Annotated in this window: 17 protein-coding genes and 1 pseudogene; 9 read left to right on the top strand and 9 right to left on the bottom strand. The window is 72.9% G+C overall.

What is annotated here, in order from left to right:
- Nucleotides 1-50 precede the first annotated feature (50 nt).
- The 7 genes from ACWGDE_RS24280 to ACWGDE_RS24310 all read right to left on the bottom strand — a co-directional run bounded on the left by ACWGDE_RS24280 (nt 51) and on the right by ACWGDE_RS24310 (nt 4,738).
- Nucleotides 51-788, bottom strand: a complete 738-nt coding sequence (locus ACWGDE_RS24280) for a hypothetical protein (RefSeq protein ID WP_453391120.1) — start codon at nt 786-788, stop codon at nt 51-53.
- A 109-nt stretch (nt 789-897) separates the two neighbouring features.
- A complete protein-coding gene (locus ACWGDE_RS24285; protein ID WP_453391121.1) occupies nt 898-1,353 on the bottom strand; it encodes a hypothetical protein in 456 nt (151 codons plus the stop codon).
- 115 nt (nt 1,354-1,468) lie between these two features.
- On the bottom strand, nt 1,469-1,972 hold the full coding sequence (locus tag ACWGDE_RS24290; protein WP_453391122.1) for an SRPBCC family protein: 504 nt from the start codon (nt 1,970-1,972) through the stop codon (nt 1,469-1,471).
- A gap of 20 nt (nt 1,973-1,992) precedes the next feature.
- Nucleotides 1,993-2,532, bottom strand: coding sequence for a DM13 domain-containing protein (locus ACWGDE_RS24295; RefSeq protein WP_453391123.1), 540 nt, complete (start codon nt 2,530-2,532; stop codon nt 1,993-1,995).
- Between the two features lie 122 nt (nt 2,533-2,654).
- Nucleotides 2,655-2,996 carry a hypothetical protein gene (locus tag ACWGDE_RS24300; RefSeq protein WP_453391124.1) on the bottom strand — a complete coding sequence of 114 codons (342 nt, stop codon included), beginning with the start codon at nt 2,994-2,996 and terminating at the stop codon, nt 2,655-2,657.
- Complete coding sequence (locus ACWGDE_RS24305) at nt 2,993-3,592, bottom strand: RNA polymerase sigma factor (RefSeq protein ID WP_453391125.1); 600 nt, start codon at nt 3,590-3,592, stop codon at nt 2,993-2,995. Before ACWGDE_RS24305 ends, ACWGDE_RS24300 begins: the two co-directional genes overlap by 4 nt.
- A gap of 252 nt (nt 3,593-3,844) precedes the next feature.
- On the bottom strand, nt 3,845-4,738 hold the full coding sequence (locus tag ACWGDE_RS24310; protein ID WP_453391126.1) for a DUF7916 family protein: 894 nt from the start codon (nt 4,736-4,738) through the stop codon (nt 3,845-3,847).
- Between the two features lie 170 nt (nt 4,739-4,908).
- Between ACWGDE_RS24310 and ACWGDE_RS24315 the strand changes: the two genes are divergently transcribed.
- Both ACWGDE_RS24315 and ACWGDE_RS24320 read left to right on the top strand, forming a co-directional pair.
- Entirely contained in the window at nt 4,909-5,664 is a 756-nt protein-coding gene (locus ACWGDE_RS24315) for a GntR family transcriptional regulator (RefSeq protein ID WP_453391127.1), read from the top strand.
- Nucleotides 5,665-5,868: 204 nt separating this feature from the next.
- Entirely contained in the window at nt 5,869-7,695 is a 1,827-nt protein-coding gene (locus tag ACWGDE_RS24320; RefSeq protein ID WP_453391128.1) for an FUSC family protein, read from the top strand.
- A gap of 34 nt (nt 7,696-7,729) precedes the next feature.
- On the opposite strand, the pseudogene ACWGDE_RS24325 reads toward ACWGDE_RS24320, so the two are convergent.
- Nucleotides 7,730-7,879: pseudogene (locus ACWGDE_RS24325) on the bottom strand (acylphosphatase); the annotation flags it as partial.
- A gap of 96 nt (nt 7,880-7,975) precedes the next feature.
- Here ACWGDE_RS24325 and ACWGDE_RS24330 point away from each other — a divergent pair.
- A complete protein-coding gene (locus tag ACWGDE_RS24330; protein ID WP_453391129.1) occupies nt 7,976-8,935 on the top strand; it encodes a nucleoside hydrolase in 960 nt (319 codons plus the stop codon).
- A 49-nt stretch (nt 8,936-8,984) separates the two neighbouring features.
- Nucleotides 8,985-9,824 carry a dienelactone hydrolase family protein gene (locus ACWGDE_RS24335; protein ID WP_453391130.1) on the top strand — a complete coding sequence of 280 codons (840 nt, stop codon included), beginning with the start codon at nt 8,985-8,987 and terminating at the stop codon, nt 9,822-9,824.
- Nucleotides 9,825-9,835: 11 nt separating this feature from the next.
- On the opposite strand, the gene ACWGDE_RS24340 is transcribed toward ACWGDE_RS24335, so the two are convergent.
- Nucleotides 9,836-11,008 (bottom strand): T6SS phospholipase effector Tle1-like catalytic domain-containing protein, encoded by a 1,173-nt coding sequence (locus tag ACWGDE_RS24340; RefSeq protein ID WP_453391131.1) that lies wholly within the window; start codon nt 11,006-11,008, stop codon nt 9,836-9,838.
- A gap of 63 nt (nt 11,009-11,071) precedes the next feature.
- On the opposite strand from ACWGDE_RS24340, the gene ACWGDE_RS24345 reads away from it, so the two are divergent.
- The 5 genes from ACWGDE_RS24345 to ACWGDE_RS24365 all read left to right on the top strand — a co-directional run.
- Nucleotides 11,072-12,253, top strand: coding sequence for a caspase family protein (locus ACWGDE_RS24345; protein WP_453391132.1), 1,182 nt, complete (start codon nt 11,072-11,074; stop codon nt 12,251-12,253).
- Nucleotides 12,250-13,542, top strand: a complete 1,293-nt coding sequence (locus ACWGDE_RS24350; protein WP_453391133.1) for a hypothetical protein — start codon at nt 12,250-12,252, stop codon at nt 13,540-13,542. The genes ACWGDE_RS24345 and ACWGDE_RS24350 overlap by 4 nt, the downstream gene beginning before the upstream one ends.
- Nucleotides 13,542-14,582, top strand: coding sequence for a ComEC/Rec2 family competence protein (locus tag ACWGDE_RS24355; protein ID WP_453391134.1), 1,041 nt, complete (start codon nt 13,542-13,544; stop codon nt 14,580-14,582). Before ACWGDE_RS24350 ends, ACWGDE_RS24355 begins: the two co-directional genes overlap by 1 nt.
- Nucleotides 14,583-14,626: 44 nt before the next feature.
- Nucleotides 14,627-15,457, top strand: coding sequence for a DUF2182 domain-containing protein (locus tag ACWGDE_RS24360; RefSeq protein WP_453391135.1), 831 nt, complete (start codon nt 14,627-14,629; stop codon nt 15,455-15,457).
- A gap of 196 nt (nt 15,458-15,653) precedes the next feature.
- Nucleotides 15,654-16,273: DUF1326 domain-containing protein (locus tag ACWGDE_RS24365; RefSeq protein ID WP_453391136.1), on the top strand; the 620-nt coding region annotated here is incomplete at its 3' end.

Raw genomic sequence — 16,273 nt, forward strand, 5'->3', positions numbered from 1 at the left:
GGCTTCGCCCACCGGCCCGCGGACCCCGCCGACCCGCCGCGTCGGCGGTGCTAGTGGTTGTGACCGTCGCTGTGTACGGAGGCCTTGGGCGTCGGCTTCGCCGTGGGGGCCGCGCTCGGGGTGGCGGCAGGCGCGGTGGTGGCGGCCGGGGTGGGCGGGCCCGTGGGCGCATGGTCGTCCGCGACGGGGTTCTCGGCGGTGCCGTGACTGTGGCCTTCGCCTCCGGACGTGGTCTCCATCGAGGCGGCCACCTCCCGCAGGCCGAGGAAGGCGAGGGCCGCCACGGCGACGACGGTCAGGCCGAGGAGGCTGAAGACGCGGTGCCAGGGCGTCTCGGCGTCCTTGATCACGTACGCGACGAACGAGACGACCAGCCCGGCGGGAACGAGGACGGCGCCGCGCGCGGGGAAGTCGTCGAAGTGCTGGAGTCCGCCGCTGAGCATGCCGATGCCGAACGACAGCAGCAGCGAGGAGCCGATGACCACCGCCGTGCGCACCGGCCCGGGGCGCTCCCGGGTGAGGAGGAACTCGTTGAGCACGGTGGCGGCGAGGAAGACGAGCGCGCCGTAGAGGGCGATGCGGCTGTAGCGGTCGGGGTCGAGGGGGTGGTGGACGACGGCGCCGCTGATGAGCCCCGCGCCGACGAAGTAGCCGACGTAGCCGAGGTAGCGGGCGGCCAGCGAACGCTTGCGGGACGAGTGCCGCCGGCGCCGGGCGGCCCGCCCCTGGCCGGAGGGGCCGGATGCGGGTTCCGGGTTCCGGGCGTCGAGGAGCTGGGTGGATGACATGAGCGAGTTCCTTGTGTGGTGCGTGCGCGGCTCATCGCCCCGGGGCCGCGGGAGGGCGGGCCGGGATCGGCGACGAGAGTCAGGACAGAACGGGGCAAAGCGCCCGGTTCTATACCTGCTGCACCACTGAGCCGAGGGAACTGCGAAGGGGAGGAAGGCCGGCCGGGAGGGTTTGCATCCAGGGCTGCGGCGTCAGCGCAGCGACGGCGGGGGTCAGCTCCGCGATGGGGAGCAGCGCCGGGCCGGGCAGATCGCAGCCCTGCTGCGGCTGGCCGGAGGCGCACTCCTCGGCGGGGTGGGAATGACCCCTGCCGCCGCCCCGCCCGTCGGGCGTGGCGCCGTCGCGGTGATCGGCGTCGGCGTGGTGATCGGCGGGTGCATCGGTTGCGGCGGCCACGTAGGAGACGGCGACGGCGCCGCCCGTGACGTGCGTGGCGGCGCTCTCCGCGCCGGCGGCGTGGGTGTAGAGGAACCCGAACAACAGGGCGGCCAGCCACAGCAGTCGCAGCGGGCCCGCCGGGCGGCGGGTCCGCGTCGTGGCGAATGCAGCCCGGGCCGTGACCATGCCGCGAGCCTATCCGGCGGCCCGAACCCGCTGTGCGGCAGCCCTGTTGCAGCCGGCCGGCGCGGGTTCCGTACGGACGCTGCGGCCGGTGCAGGGCCCCGGCCCGCCGGGGCGGTCAGCCCGCGGGCTGCCGCGTCCAGGTGTCCGGGCCGGGGTCGCCGCCTTCGGCGCGGACGGCGAGCCGGTCGACGTAGTGCTGCCAGCCCTCCGCGTGCGCCTCGCACGCCTCCGAGGTCGGCAGGCCGCTGTGGACGAGGTGGAACACCGTGCCTTCGGCGGCGGGTTCGAGGGTGACCGCCACCGTCGTGGAGCCGGCCGCCACGGACGCGCCGGCCTCCTCCCAGCCCCAGGTGAAGACGAGCCGCTCGGGCGGATCGACGCTCAGGAAGCGGCCGGAGGCGATGTTCTCGCCGGTGACCCGGGTGCGGTACGCGCCTCCGGGCTCGAAGGCGAACGTACCGTCGGCGCCCATCCAGGACAGCCACTTCTCCCGGTCGGTGAGGAAGCCGAAGACGGTTTCGGGGCGGGCCGCGATGCGGCGCTCCAGCGTGACGGTGTCCATGGGGGTCGCGAGGGTCTCGGGCGACTCGGGGCTCTCGGGACTCTCGGGCGTCGTCATGGGGGTTCCTGACTCCGTTCTCAGGCGGGGGCGAGTTCGGCGGCTCCGAAGGAGACGTCGAAGCGGTCGCACCAGATGGCGACGCTGCGGTACTCGGACAGGTTCACGTCGGCGGGGATGTCGTAGTTCTGGTCACCCTTGTTGCCCTTGAGCCCGCCCAGGCTGAGGTGCCTGCCGTCGTCGAAGACGTGCCAGCCCTCCTTGCCCTCCTTCACCGGGGAATCGGTCAGCCAGACCCGCAGGTCCGGGCCGTCGCTGGTGTCCAGACCCTCCAGCCGCAGGACGCGCGAGCCGTCGGACAGCCGGAGGATCTTCACGGTGCCGGTCGTCGTGTGCTCATGGCTGATGAAGGTCCCCCGGGCGAGGGTCCGCGGGCCGGGCGCGGCGGAGGCGGCGGGGGCCGAAGGGCTCGACGAGACGCCGGGCAGCGCCTCGCGGACGGTCCGGTCCTGCCACAGCTTCCAGGGCTGGAACCAGTACAGCCCGATCGCCACCAGCACCACCGCCACGGCCACCGCACCGATCACCAGCGGCCCGCGCCGCCTGCCCTCACGCCCCACGGCCTGCTCCCTCGTCGTCGCTCAGGCGCATTCAACGGCATCGGGACCGCGCGGACGGACGGCCCGCCCGTGGCGGAGGCCGGGCTGCCGCCGCATGGGTCAAAGGCGGGGCTGTTCGCCGGTCAGGGCCGGGTGGGCGGCCCCGCCGGCGGGTGTGCCTTGGTGAGGGTGCAGACGCCGTCCGCGCACTGCCGCTCCAGCCGGCCGCGGGAGACGGTCTGCGCGAGGCCGACCATCCAGCAGGTGGGGCAGCCACGGAAGGCGATCAGGGCCAGCGGGGCCGCCAGCAGGGTGGCCGGTCCGGCGACGGGCACCAGGGCGATCGAGCCGATGAGCAGCCCGAAGCCGATGGCCCCGCGCGCCAGGTGGCGCGGGACGGACGTACTGGCGAAGTTCGCGTCGGGCGCCGCCGCGGGCCGCGCCACGGTGCCACGCGCGGTGTTCGTGGTGTTCGTGGTGTTCACGGTTGTGGGTCTCCTCCGGCTGTTCGGTCGATGCTCTGGCCAGGCGTCCGGTCCGTCGCCGCCAGCGAGTGGCGCACCGTCGCGCGCGCCCTGTGCAGCCGCGACTTCATCGCGGCGTCGCTCAGACCGAGCGAACGGGCGACGGCCCTGCCGGGCAGGCCCTGTACGTCCCGCATGATCAGGACTTGGCGCTGGTCGCGGGGAAGGGCGCCGACGGCGGCCGCGATCCGCTCCACCTCCAGCCTGCGCAGCACCGCGTCCTCGGCGGACGGCTGGGCGGACGCCTCCGGTTCGGCCGGCTCCCCGTCGCTCCGCGCGACGAGGAGCCGTACCTGCCGGAGGCATTCGTTGCGCACGATCCGGAACATCCACGAGGCGAGCGCGCCGGTGGCCCGCAGGCTGCCGATCTTCCGGTAGAGAATGATCAGCGCCTCCTGCGCCGCGTCCTCCGCGTCCTGCGGCGAAGAGCACAGCGATACGGCGAACTTGCGTACGTGGGGCTGCGATTCCATGACGACCGTGGTCAGCGAGGCGACGTCGCCGTCCTGAGCGGCCTTGATCAGCCGCTCGTCCGGCCAAGTGAAACGTTGGTTCATCTGCTACTCATACCTGGCGCGGGCGGGCGCCGGTCAGTTCCGGCCCTTGTAGCGCCGCATCAAGTGCCAGGCGCACGCCCCCATGAGCAGGGCTCCGACCACTACGAGACTGATGACCACCATCGCTGTTTCCTCCCGGTTCCACCGGCCCGTCCGGCCGGTACACACACAAGAGGCGGCGAGGCACGGAAAGGATTCACTTCCGGGCGAAGTTCTTCTTCCGCGCTCCGCGGGCGGCGCTCCGCAGCGGCCTCAGGCGCGCTTGCGGGTGTTGCGGGCCATGCGGTGCCAGGTGTGGCGGCGGCCGCGGATGGCGACGGAGTAGTCGTAGAGGAACTCGGGGTCCATCGCGCCGGCCACGTACGCGTCGCCTATGTGATGGGCGTCGACGCCGATCTCCTTGGCGTTGAGGGCGAGCTGGGGCACCAGGTTGCGGTGCGAGCCCTCCTGGCTGGTGCCGATGGTGCCCATCGCGATCGCGCCGGCCGCGTGGATGCGTCGGACGGCCTCGGCGGCGATCTCGCGGGTCACGCCGGGTACCGTGCCGGGCAGCGGTACGAGCACGCCGTCGGCACCCGCCTCCGCGACCGCCGCCATACCGGCGGCGTCCAGCGGTTCGCTGCGCCCGGCCATGTGCATCTTGCCGGACCAGATCGCCGCGTCGTCCCCGAGCGCGGCCCGCAGTTCCCCGCTGGTGCGGGCGATGTCCGCGAGGCCGGCGCCGGTCGCCGGGTTGGCGGTCACGCACAGCAGGGCCGCGCCCTGGTCGATCAGACGGCGGGCGTTGGCGACGGTGGCCTTGCGGCCGTCGGGGACGTCGCCCGGCTCGATGTTCACGCCGATCGGGCGGCCGACGAAGTCGGCGAGTTCGGCGAGGGAGGCGAACTCGCCCATGACGGGGAGGTTCCAGCGCTCGCCGTCGAAGACCTTCTCCAGCATGTTCAGGATGACGATGTCGGCGCCGAAGGCGGCGACCAGCTCGATGTTGGACACGCCTCCGGTCTCGTGCGCGCTCGCGAGCATCGCCGTGTTCGGCCAGACCTCGCCGACGAGGGCCCGGCCCTCGCTCGCGGCCACCGAGGCCGTCAGCTCGCGGCCGCGCAGGGTGGCGAGCCGGCTGCTGTCCAGGTCGAGGATGCGGGACATGGGGGTTCCTTTCGATCGGGGCCGGTGGCCCTCGGCGTGGTGGTTCCCCCCTGCCTGCTCCTCCAGGTATACCAGAGGCATACCAGATGAAATGGGGGCCTTTCGGCCCGTCGCGTACCCCCCTTCGGTCCGGCCCGGCCGTCGTCCGCCACGGCAGAGTGGGAGCAGTCATGCCCGTAGAGCCCACCTTCGACCCCGTGGCGCCCACCGGTGCCCAGCCGCCGTACGTCCTGGCCAAGCAGGCCCTGGCGCACGCCATCGCGGCCGGGACCCTCGCCCCGGAGCAGCGGCTGCCCTCCGAGCGGCACCTGTGCGAGCAGCTCGGCATCAGCCGTTCCACGCTGCGCCGCACCCTCAAGGCCCTGGAGGGGGACGGACTGGTCGAGTCTTCCGAGCGGCGCGGCTGGCGGGTGCGGCGCGTCGGCTTCAGTCATTCCGCGGACTCGTCGGCCCTGCTCGGGTTCGCCGAGGTGAACCGGAACCTGGGCCGCTCGGTCACGGCCCGCGTACTGAGCGCCCGTACCCGGCCGGCGTCCTCGGAGGAGGCCGAGCGCCTGCGGATCGACACCAAGGCGGAGCTGTTCGAGCTGCGCAGGCTGCGGTTCCTGGACGGCCTGCCGGTGTGCGTCACGTACGACCTCGTGCCCCTCGCCGTCGCACCGGCCGTCACCGGGGCCGACTTCACCACCGCCTCGCTGTTCGGCATCCTGGCCGCCGCCGGCCACGTCCCCGTCGGCGCCCGGTACACGGCCCGCGCCGCGCTCGCCGACGCCGAGCAGAAGCGGCTGATGGAGCTGGACCCGGACCGGGCCGCGCCCGTCCTGGACACGCGCCGGCTGTCGCTCGACGCCGACAGCGTCCCGTGCGCCGACACCCGGGAGACCTACCGGGCCGACCGCTACGAGGTACGGCTCACCCTCGGCTGATCCCCGGGCGCCGGCATCGGCACCGGCACCAGCACCGGCCCGCCTGCCGTTCCGCCGGGCCGTTCTCCCCGGGCCCTTGGTCGACACCCTCGCGCCGATCATCCCTCTTCAGGCGATTTATGTGGAACTGGTCGTTTTCGAGGCGTATACCTTGATCCATCTGGTCTGCCTCTGGTTTAGGCGTCACCGAACGGGAGTACTCCGATGGCACTGACGGCCCGCCTGCCCGTGTGGCTGAGAGACACCGTGCGGATCCGGGCCGTCCCGGTCGACCGTTCCCTGGCCGTGCGCGGCGCCCTGGGCATGCTGGTGCCGCTGGCCCTCGGCCAGGCGGCCGGGCGGCCCGACCTCGGAGCCGCGGCCGCGCTCGGCGCCTACGGCGCGGCCGTCGACGACACGGCCGCCCCCTGGCGCACCCGCGCCCTCACCCTCCTGCTCCCCCAGCTCGGCGGCGCGATCGGCCTCGCCCTGGGCCGGGTCACCGGCGGCCAGGCGTGGGCGCAGGTCCTGCTGGTCGCCCTCGTCGCCCTGGTCTCGGGGCTGATGTCGACCGTCGGCCGGATCAGCGACATGGCCGCCCTGGTGCTGCTGCTCGCCACCGCCATGGGCCTCGGGCTGCCCACCACGGCGCCCTGGTGGCAGGTACCCCTGCTGTTCCTGCTCGGCGGCGTCCCCCTCGTGCTGCTCTCGCTGGCGCAGGCGCTGCGCCGTCCCGGGCTCGCGGAACGCGGTGCCGTCGCCGGTGCCGTGCGCGCCGTCGCCGACCTCCTCGAAGCCACCGACGACACCTGGGCCGAGCGCCGCCACAGGGTGACCGAGGCCATGGACGCCGCCTACGACTCCGTGGTCGTCCGCCGGCTCTCCGCACCACGGCCGGGCAGCACCGCGGCCCAACTGGCCGCGCATCTGGACCGTCTGGTGGAGGTCATCGCCGCGGCCCCCGCGGTGCGCACCGCCCCGGCCGAGGAACGGCCCGCCGGGTACGCCGAAGCGGTGCGCCGGGTCGCCGACGCCGTCGAAACGTGGACCCCGGGGCCGATCTCCCTGCCGCCGACCCCGCAGAGCCGGGCCGTACGCGCGCTGCGCGCCGCCGTCGTCGCGCTCGCCGCGCCCGGCGAGGAGCCTGCGGACGGCGGAACCCGCCTCCTGCCGGCGCGCCCCGCACCCCCGCGCCGTCTCGCCGAAGCCGTGGCGGGCCGGCTCCGCGATCCGGCGGCCCGGCGCTACGCCCTGCGCCTGACGGGCTGTCTGACGGTGGCCCAGGCCGTCGCCTCGTTCAGCGGCCTGCCGCGCTCGGGCTGGCTGGTGCTGACCGTCGCCCTCGTCGTACGGCCGGGTCTCGGCACCGTGCCGGCCCGGCTGGTGACGCGCGCCCTGGGCACCACGGCCGGGGTCCTGATCGGCCTGGCCGCCGTCGCGGTCCTGCCCGCCGGCTGGTGGCGCATCGCCGCCCTGGTCGTCCTGACCGGGCTGCTCCAGGCGTACGCCCGCCGCAACTACGCCCTGCAGACCCTCTTCCTCACCCCGGTCATGCTGCTGCTCGCCGACCCCCTGGGCCAAGGGGGCTCCGGCGTCCCCGCAGCGCGCCTGCTCGACACCGCGATCGGCTGCGCCGTCGCCCTCGTCTGCGGCTACCTGCTCTGGCCGGAGGACGCCCGCGCCCGCGTCACCGACCGGCTGGCCGGCGCCCACGACGCCATCGCCGCCTACGCCGACCACGCCCTCGGCCCCGCGGGCGACGCCGAGGCCCTGCACACCCTGCGTCGTCGCATCCACCGGGACCTGGCCGCCGTACGCGCCGAACTGACGCGCCTGCGCACCGATCCGCGCCACCACGAGGCGCTGGAGGCCTGGCGTGCCGATCTGGCCTACGCCGAACGCGTCATGGCCCGGCTCACCACCACGGCGGTCGCCGGGCTCCACGACGCCCCGGCCGCGCACCGGGACACGACCCGCGACCTCGCCGCGCATCTGCGCCGACGGGCCGCGAGACTGCGCGAGGCACCCCGCCGGGCGGGGAGCCGTCGCTGAACCGGGCCTCGGCCCGGCCGGGTTCAACGGCGTCCTCGGCGCCTTCGAACAGGGCCTCGACATCGCCGTCGGGCAGATGGCGCACCCATCCCGACACACCCTGCGTCAGTGCCTCACGGCGGCACGTGTCCCGGAAGAACACCCCTTGCACGATCCCCGACACGATCACGCGCTTGCGTACCATGCCCCGACCGTAGAGGCCGGTCCTGGCGCCTTCTCGTCACGGTGGCGGCGCGGCGGCACACTGAGGGGGCCACGCCCCTCGACCGGCAGGAGCACCGTGCCCGTCCCGATCATCGTCGACTGCGATCCCGGACACGACGACGCCCTCGCGATCATGCTGGCGGCCGGCGATCCCGCGGTGGACCTGCTTGCCATCACCACGGTCGCCGGCAACCAGACGCTCGAGAAGACCACGTTGAACGCGCGGCGCGTCTGCACGGTCGCCGGGATCACCAATGTGCCCGTCGCGGCGGGCTGCGGGCGGCCGCTCGTCCAGCCGCTCGGCGTCGCGGAGGACGTGCACGGCACGTCGGGCCTGGACGGGCCGTTGTTCCCGGAACCCACCGTGGACATCGTCCCCGAGCACGCGGTGGAGCTCATCCACCGGATCCTGGGCGAGCACCCGGAGCCGGTCACCCTCGTCCCCACCGCGCCGCTGACCAACATCGCCCTCCTGCTGACCCGTTATCCGCAGGACGCCTCCCGGATCCGCGAGATCGTCATGATGGGCGGCTCGACGGAGCGGGGGAACCGGACTCCGGCGGCCGAGTTCAACATCGTCTCGGATCCGGAGGCCGCGGACATCGTCTTCCGCAGCGGGGTACCGGTCACCATGTGCGGGCTCAACGTCACCCACCAGGCCCTGGCCACGCCCGAGGTGGTGGCCCGCTTCGAGGAACTCGGCACGCCGCTGGGGCACATGTGCGCCGAGCTGCTGACCTTCTTCGCGTCCACGTACCGCACGTTGTGGGGGTTCCCGCACCCTCCGCTGCACGACCCCGTCGCGGTGGCCCGCGTCATCGACCCCGGGCTCGTGCACTGCGTGGACGCGAACGTCGTCGTGGAGCTGCACGGCCAGTACACGCGCGGCGCCACGGTGGTGGACCTGCACCGGTACACGGGCCGCCCGGTCAACGCCCGCGCCGCGGTGCGTCTGGAGGCCGGACCGTTCTGGGACCGGATGATCTCCGCCGTCGCGACCCTCGGCGCCCGCGTGCCAGACTCGCCCCGGCCGTGAGCTCCGCTCCGCGGCCGGACACCGGTGCGCGGAGGAGACGAGAAGAACCATGACGGACCACGACCTGGCCGGATGCGAGCAGGAGACGTTCACGCACGAGGGGGTCCGGCGCCGCATACTGCGGCGCGGGGGCGGCCCCCCCCGGGTGGTGATTGGCGGGATCACGCGCCGCACGCCCCACGTGGGGGGCGTGGCGGGCCACGTCGCCGCGCTCGGCGGCACCGCCGGGCTGCCCCGGGTGTTCGGCGAGCCCGGGCGCGACCCGCACCCCGATGCGCACGGCGCGTTCGGCACCGCGCGGTACGCGGCCTCGTCGGTCCTCAAGGTGTGCGTGAGCCGGGAGTTCACCGTGCTGGCCACGGGCCGCAGTTCCCGGGTCACGACCTGGCTGCGCGCCCTGGCCGCCCACGAGCACGAGCGGTGCGGCGGCCCCGGCGTCGGAGCCGTCGGCATGTGCATGACCGGGGGCTTCGCCCTGGCCATGGCCACCGACCCCCGGCTGGTCGCGCCGGTGCTGTCCCAGCCGTCGCTGCCGGTGGCCGTCTCGGCGGGCCGGTCGCGGACGATCGACATCAGCCCCGAGGAGCTCGCCGTCGTACGGGGGCGCTGCGAGCGGGAGGGCCTGCAGGTCATGGGACTGCGGTTCAAGGGCGACAAGTTCGTGCCCGGGGACCGCTTCGCGTTCCTGAAGCGCGAGCTCGGTGACGCCTTCGTCGCCGTCGAGCTGGACGACGCGGCGGCCAACCCCGACGGCGTGCTGCCCCCGCACTCCGTGCTGACCGAGCACCTCATCGACTCCCCCGGCGAACCCACCCGGGACGCGCTGGACCAAGTGCTCGGCCTGTTCCGCACGCGGCTGCTCTCCGCGGAGGCGAGCCGGGGCGCCTGACCGGGATCCCGTCAGCCGGCGTCCCGGAGCGGGGCCGGATGCAGGGCCTGGACCGGGGCAGGGCGCGGGGCCCGGGCCGGGGCCGGATGCGGGGTCAGCCACTCCGTGTCCGCCCAGACGACGCCGGCCGGGATCCGCTTCCCGTAGTCGGCGTCGGATTCCAGGCGCAGCCGTACGGTCTCGTGCACCCGGGCGCCTTCGGGGACGTGGCGGTGGCGGTAGGTGAGCAGGGCCCAGACGCGGCCCATGCGGTGGATCGTGCCGGTCGCGTGGGCGGGTTCGAGCGTGACGTGCTTCGCGTACGCCCCGTCCTTGATCAGCAGCCCGGAGCCGAGGGCGCCGTCCAGGACCCACTTGAGGGTGATGGTGGACAGCTTCGGCTCGTCGGGCTGCTTCGGGTCCTCGGGGTCGAAGGTGCCGCCCACGTCGGAGTGGACTCCGGCGAACCAGACCTCCTCGATCACCGGGCCCGGCGCCCCCGGTTCCTCCGGCGGCAGGACGAGGTACTCCTCGTACGGCCTGCGCTTCTCGTCGATGGAGACGGCGTGGCGGACCCGGCCCACGTTGGGGATCCGCCGGGTGAAGAGCCAGCGCAGGTTCCAGCGCAGCAGTCCGGCGGCCTTCACCGAGTCCCACAGCCCCATGAAGTGGACGGGGATGCCGGTTCGTTCGTCCACCTTCCTGCTGAACGCGCCCGCGAACTGGTGCAGTTGCTTCCAGTCGTCCTCGCGGAAGGTGCGGTTCTTGGTGTAGACGGCGATGGCGTACGGGACGAGGTTCTCCGAGCCGGGGCGGAGCAGGCCGACGGACTTGAGCAGCCCGGCGAGGGCGCGGGCGGTGTACGCGCCCCGGCTGAAGCCGTAGAGGTGGATCCGGTCGCCCGGTTCGTAATGGTGCATCAGATACGTGTAGGCCTCGGCCAGATTGGCCTTGAGCCCGGATCCGAAGGCGAGCCCGAAGAGCTTGGAGAGCTTGCGGGCGGGGAGCGACCAGGCACCGGCGGCGGAGAAGGTTCCCACGCCGGGGTCGTAGTAGGCGATCTGCGCGGCGGGGTCGCGGAGGTCGAGCATCTCGTAGAGCTTGACGACATTGGTGTTGCCGCGTGCCTTGAACTGATTGCCCGTACCGTCCAGGCACACCACGATGTTCTTGCCCATCACGGTCTCCGAGGGACAGTTGTCCACATTCATTCCTATAATAGGAGCAAAACCTCCCACCGGCCTGCCGGTGTGTCATGCGGAGGTCCCATGGCAGGTTTCACAGTGCACCTGGACGAGAACGCGGGACCGTCCTCCACGCACGCGCTCGTCATCGGGGTCGGTGCGTACACGCATCTGGCGGGCGGACCGTCGCCGACGGACCACCCGGGCGCCGTGGGGATGCGGCAGTTGTCCTCGCCTCCGCTCTCGGCGCGCGCGTTCGCCGAGTGGATGATCGGCGAGTACCACGACGAGGACCGGCCGCTGGCGAGCCTGGCGCTCCTGCTGAGCGAGGCGGTGCCCGCCCCCTTCGTCCACCCGGTGACGCAGGCCGGGCAGGTGGTGGAACCGGCAACCATCGACAACGTCGTGGCCGCCGTCGAGGAGTGGAAGGACCGCGGCGACCACGACGAGGCCCGGCTGGTCTTCTACTTCTGCGGGCACGGCGTCTCGCTGGGAGTCGATTCGTCCCTCCTGGCCGCGGACATGTTCGGCGACGAGAACAGCCCGCTGAACGGCGCACTGCACTTCGAGGCCCTCGTCCGGGGACTCAACAACTGCAGGGCCTCTCAGCAGGTGTTCTTCGTCGACGCCTGCCGGGAGGGCTCCGACGTACTCGTCAACACGGTGGGCAGGGACACCCTCGGGCGGGTGGTCGTCGCCGGCGGGACCCTGCGCCCCACCGGGTTCGTGCCGCGCAAGCACGCCGTCCTCTACGCGACCATGCTCCGCGCGGAATCCGTCGGGCGCGCCGGCGCCGTCAGTCTCTTCACCGACGCGCTGCTGCGGAGCTTCGAAGGCTCGGCGAGCGAGAACACCGAGGACGGCGTGTGGCGGGTGACCACCCTCAACCTGCTGCGCTCGATCGTCCGCTTCATGCAGGAGCCCTCGTTCGCGGGCACCCTCGTGGGCGCATCGACACCGACGAGCAACGAGTCGTTCGAGTTCGACCTCCACGAACTGAGGGGCGCCCCGGTCGTTCCGGTGTACATCGGCTGCACGGATCCCGAGGACAACGCGCGCGCCGAGTTCATCTGCACGGGCGACCTCCCGACACCGCTGCGCCGCCCGCCGCCCCAACCCGACGAAGAGCCCGACCTCCGTGAGTGGGCACCCTTCCTGCCGTTCGGCGCGTACACGGTGGAGGCGGTCCTGGGCCCCGGGGACCAGCGCAGCAAGCGGCTCGACGCCCGCCCGCCGTTCTTCCGCGTCCGACTGGCCCGGCCATGAGCACCGCGCTCGCCGTCAGGCTCCTCCTCTCCTCCTCGCCCTCGGGGGAGTCCAACGAAGCGGTGATCGTCGGTGACATCCTCTCGGCCGACCTCACGGGCGAGAGCCGGCGCAACGTCCTGATCCCCTGCGGGATCGACCCCCGCCCCACGGCGTACCCCGTGACGCCCGGCCGCTACCTGGTGTCGGCGACCCTGCCGTCGGGGCTGGTACTGACGGAGGACGCCCTGGCCGTGGAGGGCGAGGAGACCGCGGTGGACTTCGCCATGACGGACTCGCCGTACGAGACGCACTCCTGGCAGTACCTGATGGGCAACATCGAGTCGGGCAGGGTGTACCACAGCCCCGTCGAGGTGCCGCGCACCGAATCGATCGCCTCGCGCTCGATGGTCGTCCCCGCGTCCATGCCGCGCGAGGCCACCGTCCAGGCCGATGTGGACCTGACCGGGCTCGCCACCTGGATCGGCGGCGCCACGCCCGAGAGCTGCGCCTTCGCCTCGATGCTGGCTCTCGGGGAGGACCCGCCGCAGGAGCCGGTCGCCCGGCGGATCGCCCGGGGCGAGCCCCTCGTGCTCCCGGAGCCCGACGTGCGCGGGGAAGCGGTCTCGCCGCTCTACCGCTTCGGTCCGGCCGGGCCGGTAGGGCTCGTCGGCGATCCGCCCGGCGAACGGCAGTTCCTGGTCGTGGAGACCGCCGGATCCGTGCGCCTGGTCACCCTCCCCCTGCCCTGGGGCAGCAGCGAGGTCGAGGTCCTGGTCAATCTGCGGCAGAGTCCGACCGGCAGCGCCGTCGCGATAGCCGTCCGCGACCCGGCGGTCGGCGCGGGGCTCGCGTACATGTCCCAGGGCGCCCTCGACATGGCCGCCCAGCTCTTCACCGACGTCGAGGCGATGCTCTACTCCAAGCTCCAGAACCCGCTCGCGGCGGCGGCCGGGGCCTACCTCCTCGTCGGCACCGACCACACGAGGGGCGAGACGTACTGGGACCCCTGGCTGGACACGCTGGCCGACTCCTTCCCCTGGATGAGCGACGGGGCGATCCTCCGGGCGGTACGGCTGCTGCGCCGGGCCTCACCGGACCTGCCGGGGGCCCGGGACGGGCTGATCGAGGCCTTCGAGCGCGGCATCCCGTTCTACACGCTCGGGCTGGTCTGGCTCGTCGACGGGTTCTCCGCCTTTCCCGACGATCCCGAGTGCGCGCGCCGCCTCGACGAGGTGCGCCGCCTGTCGTGGCTGACCGACATGCGACAGCCGTTCCTGATTCTCGACCTGAGGCAAAGGAGTGCGTGATGATCCGGCTCAGGATGCTGCCCGCGGAGGACGGTGACTGCCTGCTCCTCGAGTACGGCAACGGCGACTTCACCCGGCGGATCCTCTTCGACGGCGGACGGCACGGCACCTACGGGCGGATCAAACCGCTGCTCGCCGAAGTGGACGGCCTGATCGACGTACTCGTGGTGACCCACGTCGACCAGGACCACATCCTCGGCGTACTGGCACTGCTCGAGGACACCGACCGGACGGTGGACTTCGGGGACGTGTGGTTCAACGGCTTCGACCACCTCCACGACCGCGAGGTCTTCGGCGCGGTGGAGGGGGAGAAGGTCACCACCGAGCTCATCGCCCAGGGTCTCCCCTGGAACAAGGCCTTCGAGGGCCGCAGCATCGAAGTCGGCCATCCCCTGACCTGGTTCGACGACGGATCCACGATGGAGGTGCTCGCTCCGGACCGCAGGCTGCTGGAGTCGCTGATACCCACGTGGAAGAAGAAGTGCCAGGAGGCGGGGCTGATCCCGGGCGTGGACCCCATGGAGAGGGAGGTGGCGCCCGGCATCGAGCACTTCGGCGCGATCGACGTGGACGAGCTGGCCGCCGCACCGTTCAAGAAGGACGGCTCCCCGACGAACCCGACCAGCATCGCCCTGCTGTTCGAGTTCGAGGGCACCCGGATCGTCTTCACCGGCGACGCGGACGACCCGCGCCTGGTGGCATCGATCCGGCCGCGCGCCGAGGAGGCGGGCGGGCGCCTGCGGATCGACGCCCTGAAGGTCGCCCACCACGGAAGCGCCAAGAACCTCTCGAACGACCTCCTCGGCCTGCTCGACTGCGGGCGCTACCTGATCTCCACCAACGGAAAGATCCACGGCCACCCGGACGACATCGCCATCGCCCGGATCCTGAAGAACGGCGGGGCGGACAAGGACCTCGTCTTCAACTACCGGGACCGGGCGGTGAACTGGGACGTGGACGAGCTGAAGCAGGAGTTCGGCTACCGCGTGCTGGCACCCGGACCGGCCGAGGAGGACGGGTTCGTCACCGTGGAGTTCTGACCCACCGGACGCCCACCCGACGTGTCCACCCTGGGAGGCATCCCATGCCGCACCTCCGCCCCGCCCCGCCGGCGCCCACGCGGCCCGGAATCCTGCTGCCCGCCCGTGACCTGGGGGTCGCGTGGCTGCTGATGGTTCTGCTGGCCGTCCCGGCGTGGCTGCTCACCGTCGGCCAGTCCCGCCACATGGGGATGGAGCCCGGCACGATGGGCCTGGCGCTGCCCCTCTTCCTGCTGCTGTGGGTGGTGATGATGGCGGCGATGATGCTGCCGTCCGTCGCGCCCGTGGCCATCACCTGGGTCCGCGGGATCAACCGCCGCTCGGCCGGACCCGTCCGCGCCCTGCGGATCGCCGAGTTCGTCGGCGGCTACCTGCTCGCCTGGACCGCCTTCGGGGTGCTCGCGTACGCCGCCCTGGCCGCCACCGGGCACCTGGTGGACCGCGACCCCACGACGGGCCGCTGGATCGGCGCCGCCGTGTTCCTGCTCGCGGCGGCCCAGCAGCTCGGGCCGCTGAAGCGGGTGTGCCTGCGGCACTGCCGGAACCCGATGATCCAGCTGGTCCGCTACTCGCGCTTCCGGCCCTGGGCCAAGGACCTGCGGGTGGGCGCGCACCACGGGCTCTACTGCGTCGGATGCTGCTGGGGCCTGATGATCGTCCTGATCCCGCTCGGGGTCATGAACGTGGCGGCGATGGCGGGACTGGCCGTGGTGATCTTCCTGGAGAAGCTCTGGCGGCAGGGACCCTGGCTGGCCTGGGCCGTCGGCTTCGCGTTCCTCGTCCTTGCCGTGCTCGCCCCCTTCCAGGACTGGCTGCTGCCGGGCCTGGTGCCGTCCGGCCCCTCCATGGACGAGATGGCCGGATGGACGGGATGACCCGTCGCCCGGGCCGGCGGGACGCCGCCCGGAGGCGTTCGGGCCGCGACGGGTGCGCTCCCGCCTTTCGCCCGCATGCCGGCGGGAGGAGAATGGGGGGTGACCCGTACCCATGCCGCCGGGCGCTGTCGCGGCGTTCCGGCGGGCTTGCCGACCAGCCGATTCCCGGGCGTACGGGCCATGAGGAGGCGGCGAGATGACCGATACGACAGCGACCGTCCCGAGATGGCACGCGGCCGGTGACTGGTTCGACACGTGCAGGTGCAACATTCCTTGCCCCTGCTCGTTCGCCCAGCTCCCCACCTACGGCGAATGCGACGGGGTCCTGGCCTGGCACATACGCGAGGGCAACTACGGCGAGGTGAAGCTCGACGGCCTGAACGTGCTGATGCTCGGCTCCTTCGTGGGCAACATCTGGGACGAGCACACCGACACCTACGCGGCGGTGTTCCTCGACGAACGCGCCGACGACGCGCAGCGCGGAGCCCTGCAGATGATCTTCGGCGGTCAGGCCGGCAGCTGGCCCGCCGAGATGGTCGGCATGATGGACGCCGAGATGCGGGGCATGGACTTCGCCCCCATCGAGATCGAGGTGGACGAGGACCTGGGCGGCTGGAGGGCCACGATCCCCGACCGGGTCGAGGCGAGCGCCGTGGCGCTCGGCGGGCCGACGACTCCGGAGGGCGCGCGGGTCCAGTCGACCAACCTGCCCGGCTCGGAGACCGGGCCCGGACAGGTCGCGACCTGGGGCCGCTCCACGGCGGACCGCGCCGACGCCTTCGGCTTCCGGTGGAGCCGGGAGGGCCAGTCCAGCAA

The organism is Streptomyces sp. NPDC054956, from assembly GCF_053609185.1.

Coding starts and splice junctions, on each gene's coding strand:
- ACWGDE_RS24335 (WP_453391130.1), top strand. CDS start 8,985: ATGACGGACCACGACCTGGCCGGATGCGAGCAGGAGACGTTCACGCAC.
- ACWGDE_RS24310 (WP_453391126.1), bottom strand. CDS start 4,738: ATGTCCCGCATCCTCGACCTGGACAGCAGCCGGCTCGCCACCCTGCGC.
- ACWGDE_RS24285 (WP_453391121.1), bottom strand. CDS start 1,353: ATGGTCACGGCCCGGGCTGCATTCGCCACGACGCGGACCCGCCGCCCG.
- ACWGDE_RS24280 (WP_453391120.1), bottom strand. CDS start 788: ATGTCATCCACCCAGCTCCTCGACGCCCGGAACCCGGAACCCGCATCC.
- ACWGDE_RS24315 (WP_453391127.1), top strand. CDS start 4,909: ATGCCCGTAGAGCCCACCTTCGACCCCGTGGCGCCCACCGGTGCCCAG.
- ACWGDE_RS24305 (WP_453391125.1), bottom strand. CDS start 3,592: ATGAACCAACGTTTCACTTGGCCGGACGAGCGGCTGATCAAGGCCGCT.
- ACWGDE_RS24290 (WP_453391122.1), bottom strand. CDS start 1,972: ATGACGACGCCCGAGAGTCCCGAGAGCCCCGAGTCGCCCGAGACCCTC.
- ACWGDE_RS24350 (WP_453391133.1), top strand. CDS start 12,250: ATGAGCACCGCGCTCGCCGTCAGGCTCCTCCTCTCCTCCTCGCCCTCG.
- ACWGDE_RS24320 (WP_453391128.1), top strand. CDS start 5,869: ATGGCACTGACGGCCCGCCTGCCCGTGTGGCTGAGAGACACCGTGCGG.
- ACWGDE_RS24355 (WP_453391134.1), top strand. CDS start 13,542: ATGATCCGGCTCAGGATGCTGCCCGCGGAGGACGGTGACTGCCTGCTC.
- ACWGDE_RS24345 (WP_453391132.1), top strand. CDS start 11,072: ATGGCAGGTTTCACAGTGCACCTGGACGAGAACGCGGGACCGTCCTCC.
- ACWGDE_RS24360 (WP_453391135.1), top strand. CDS start 14,627: ATGCCGCACCTCCGCCCCGCCCCGCCGGCGCCCACGCGGCCCGGAATC.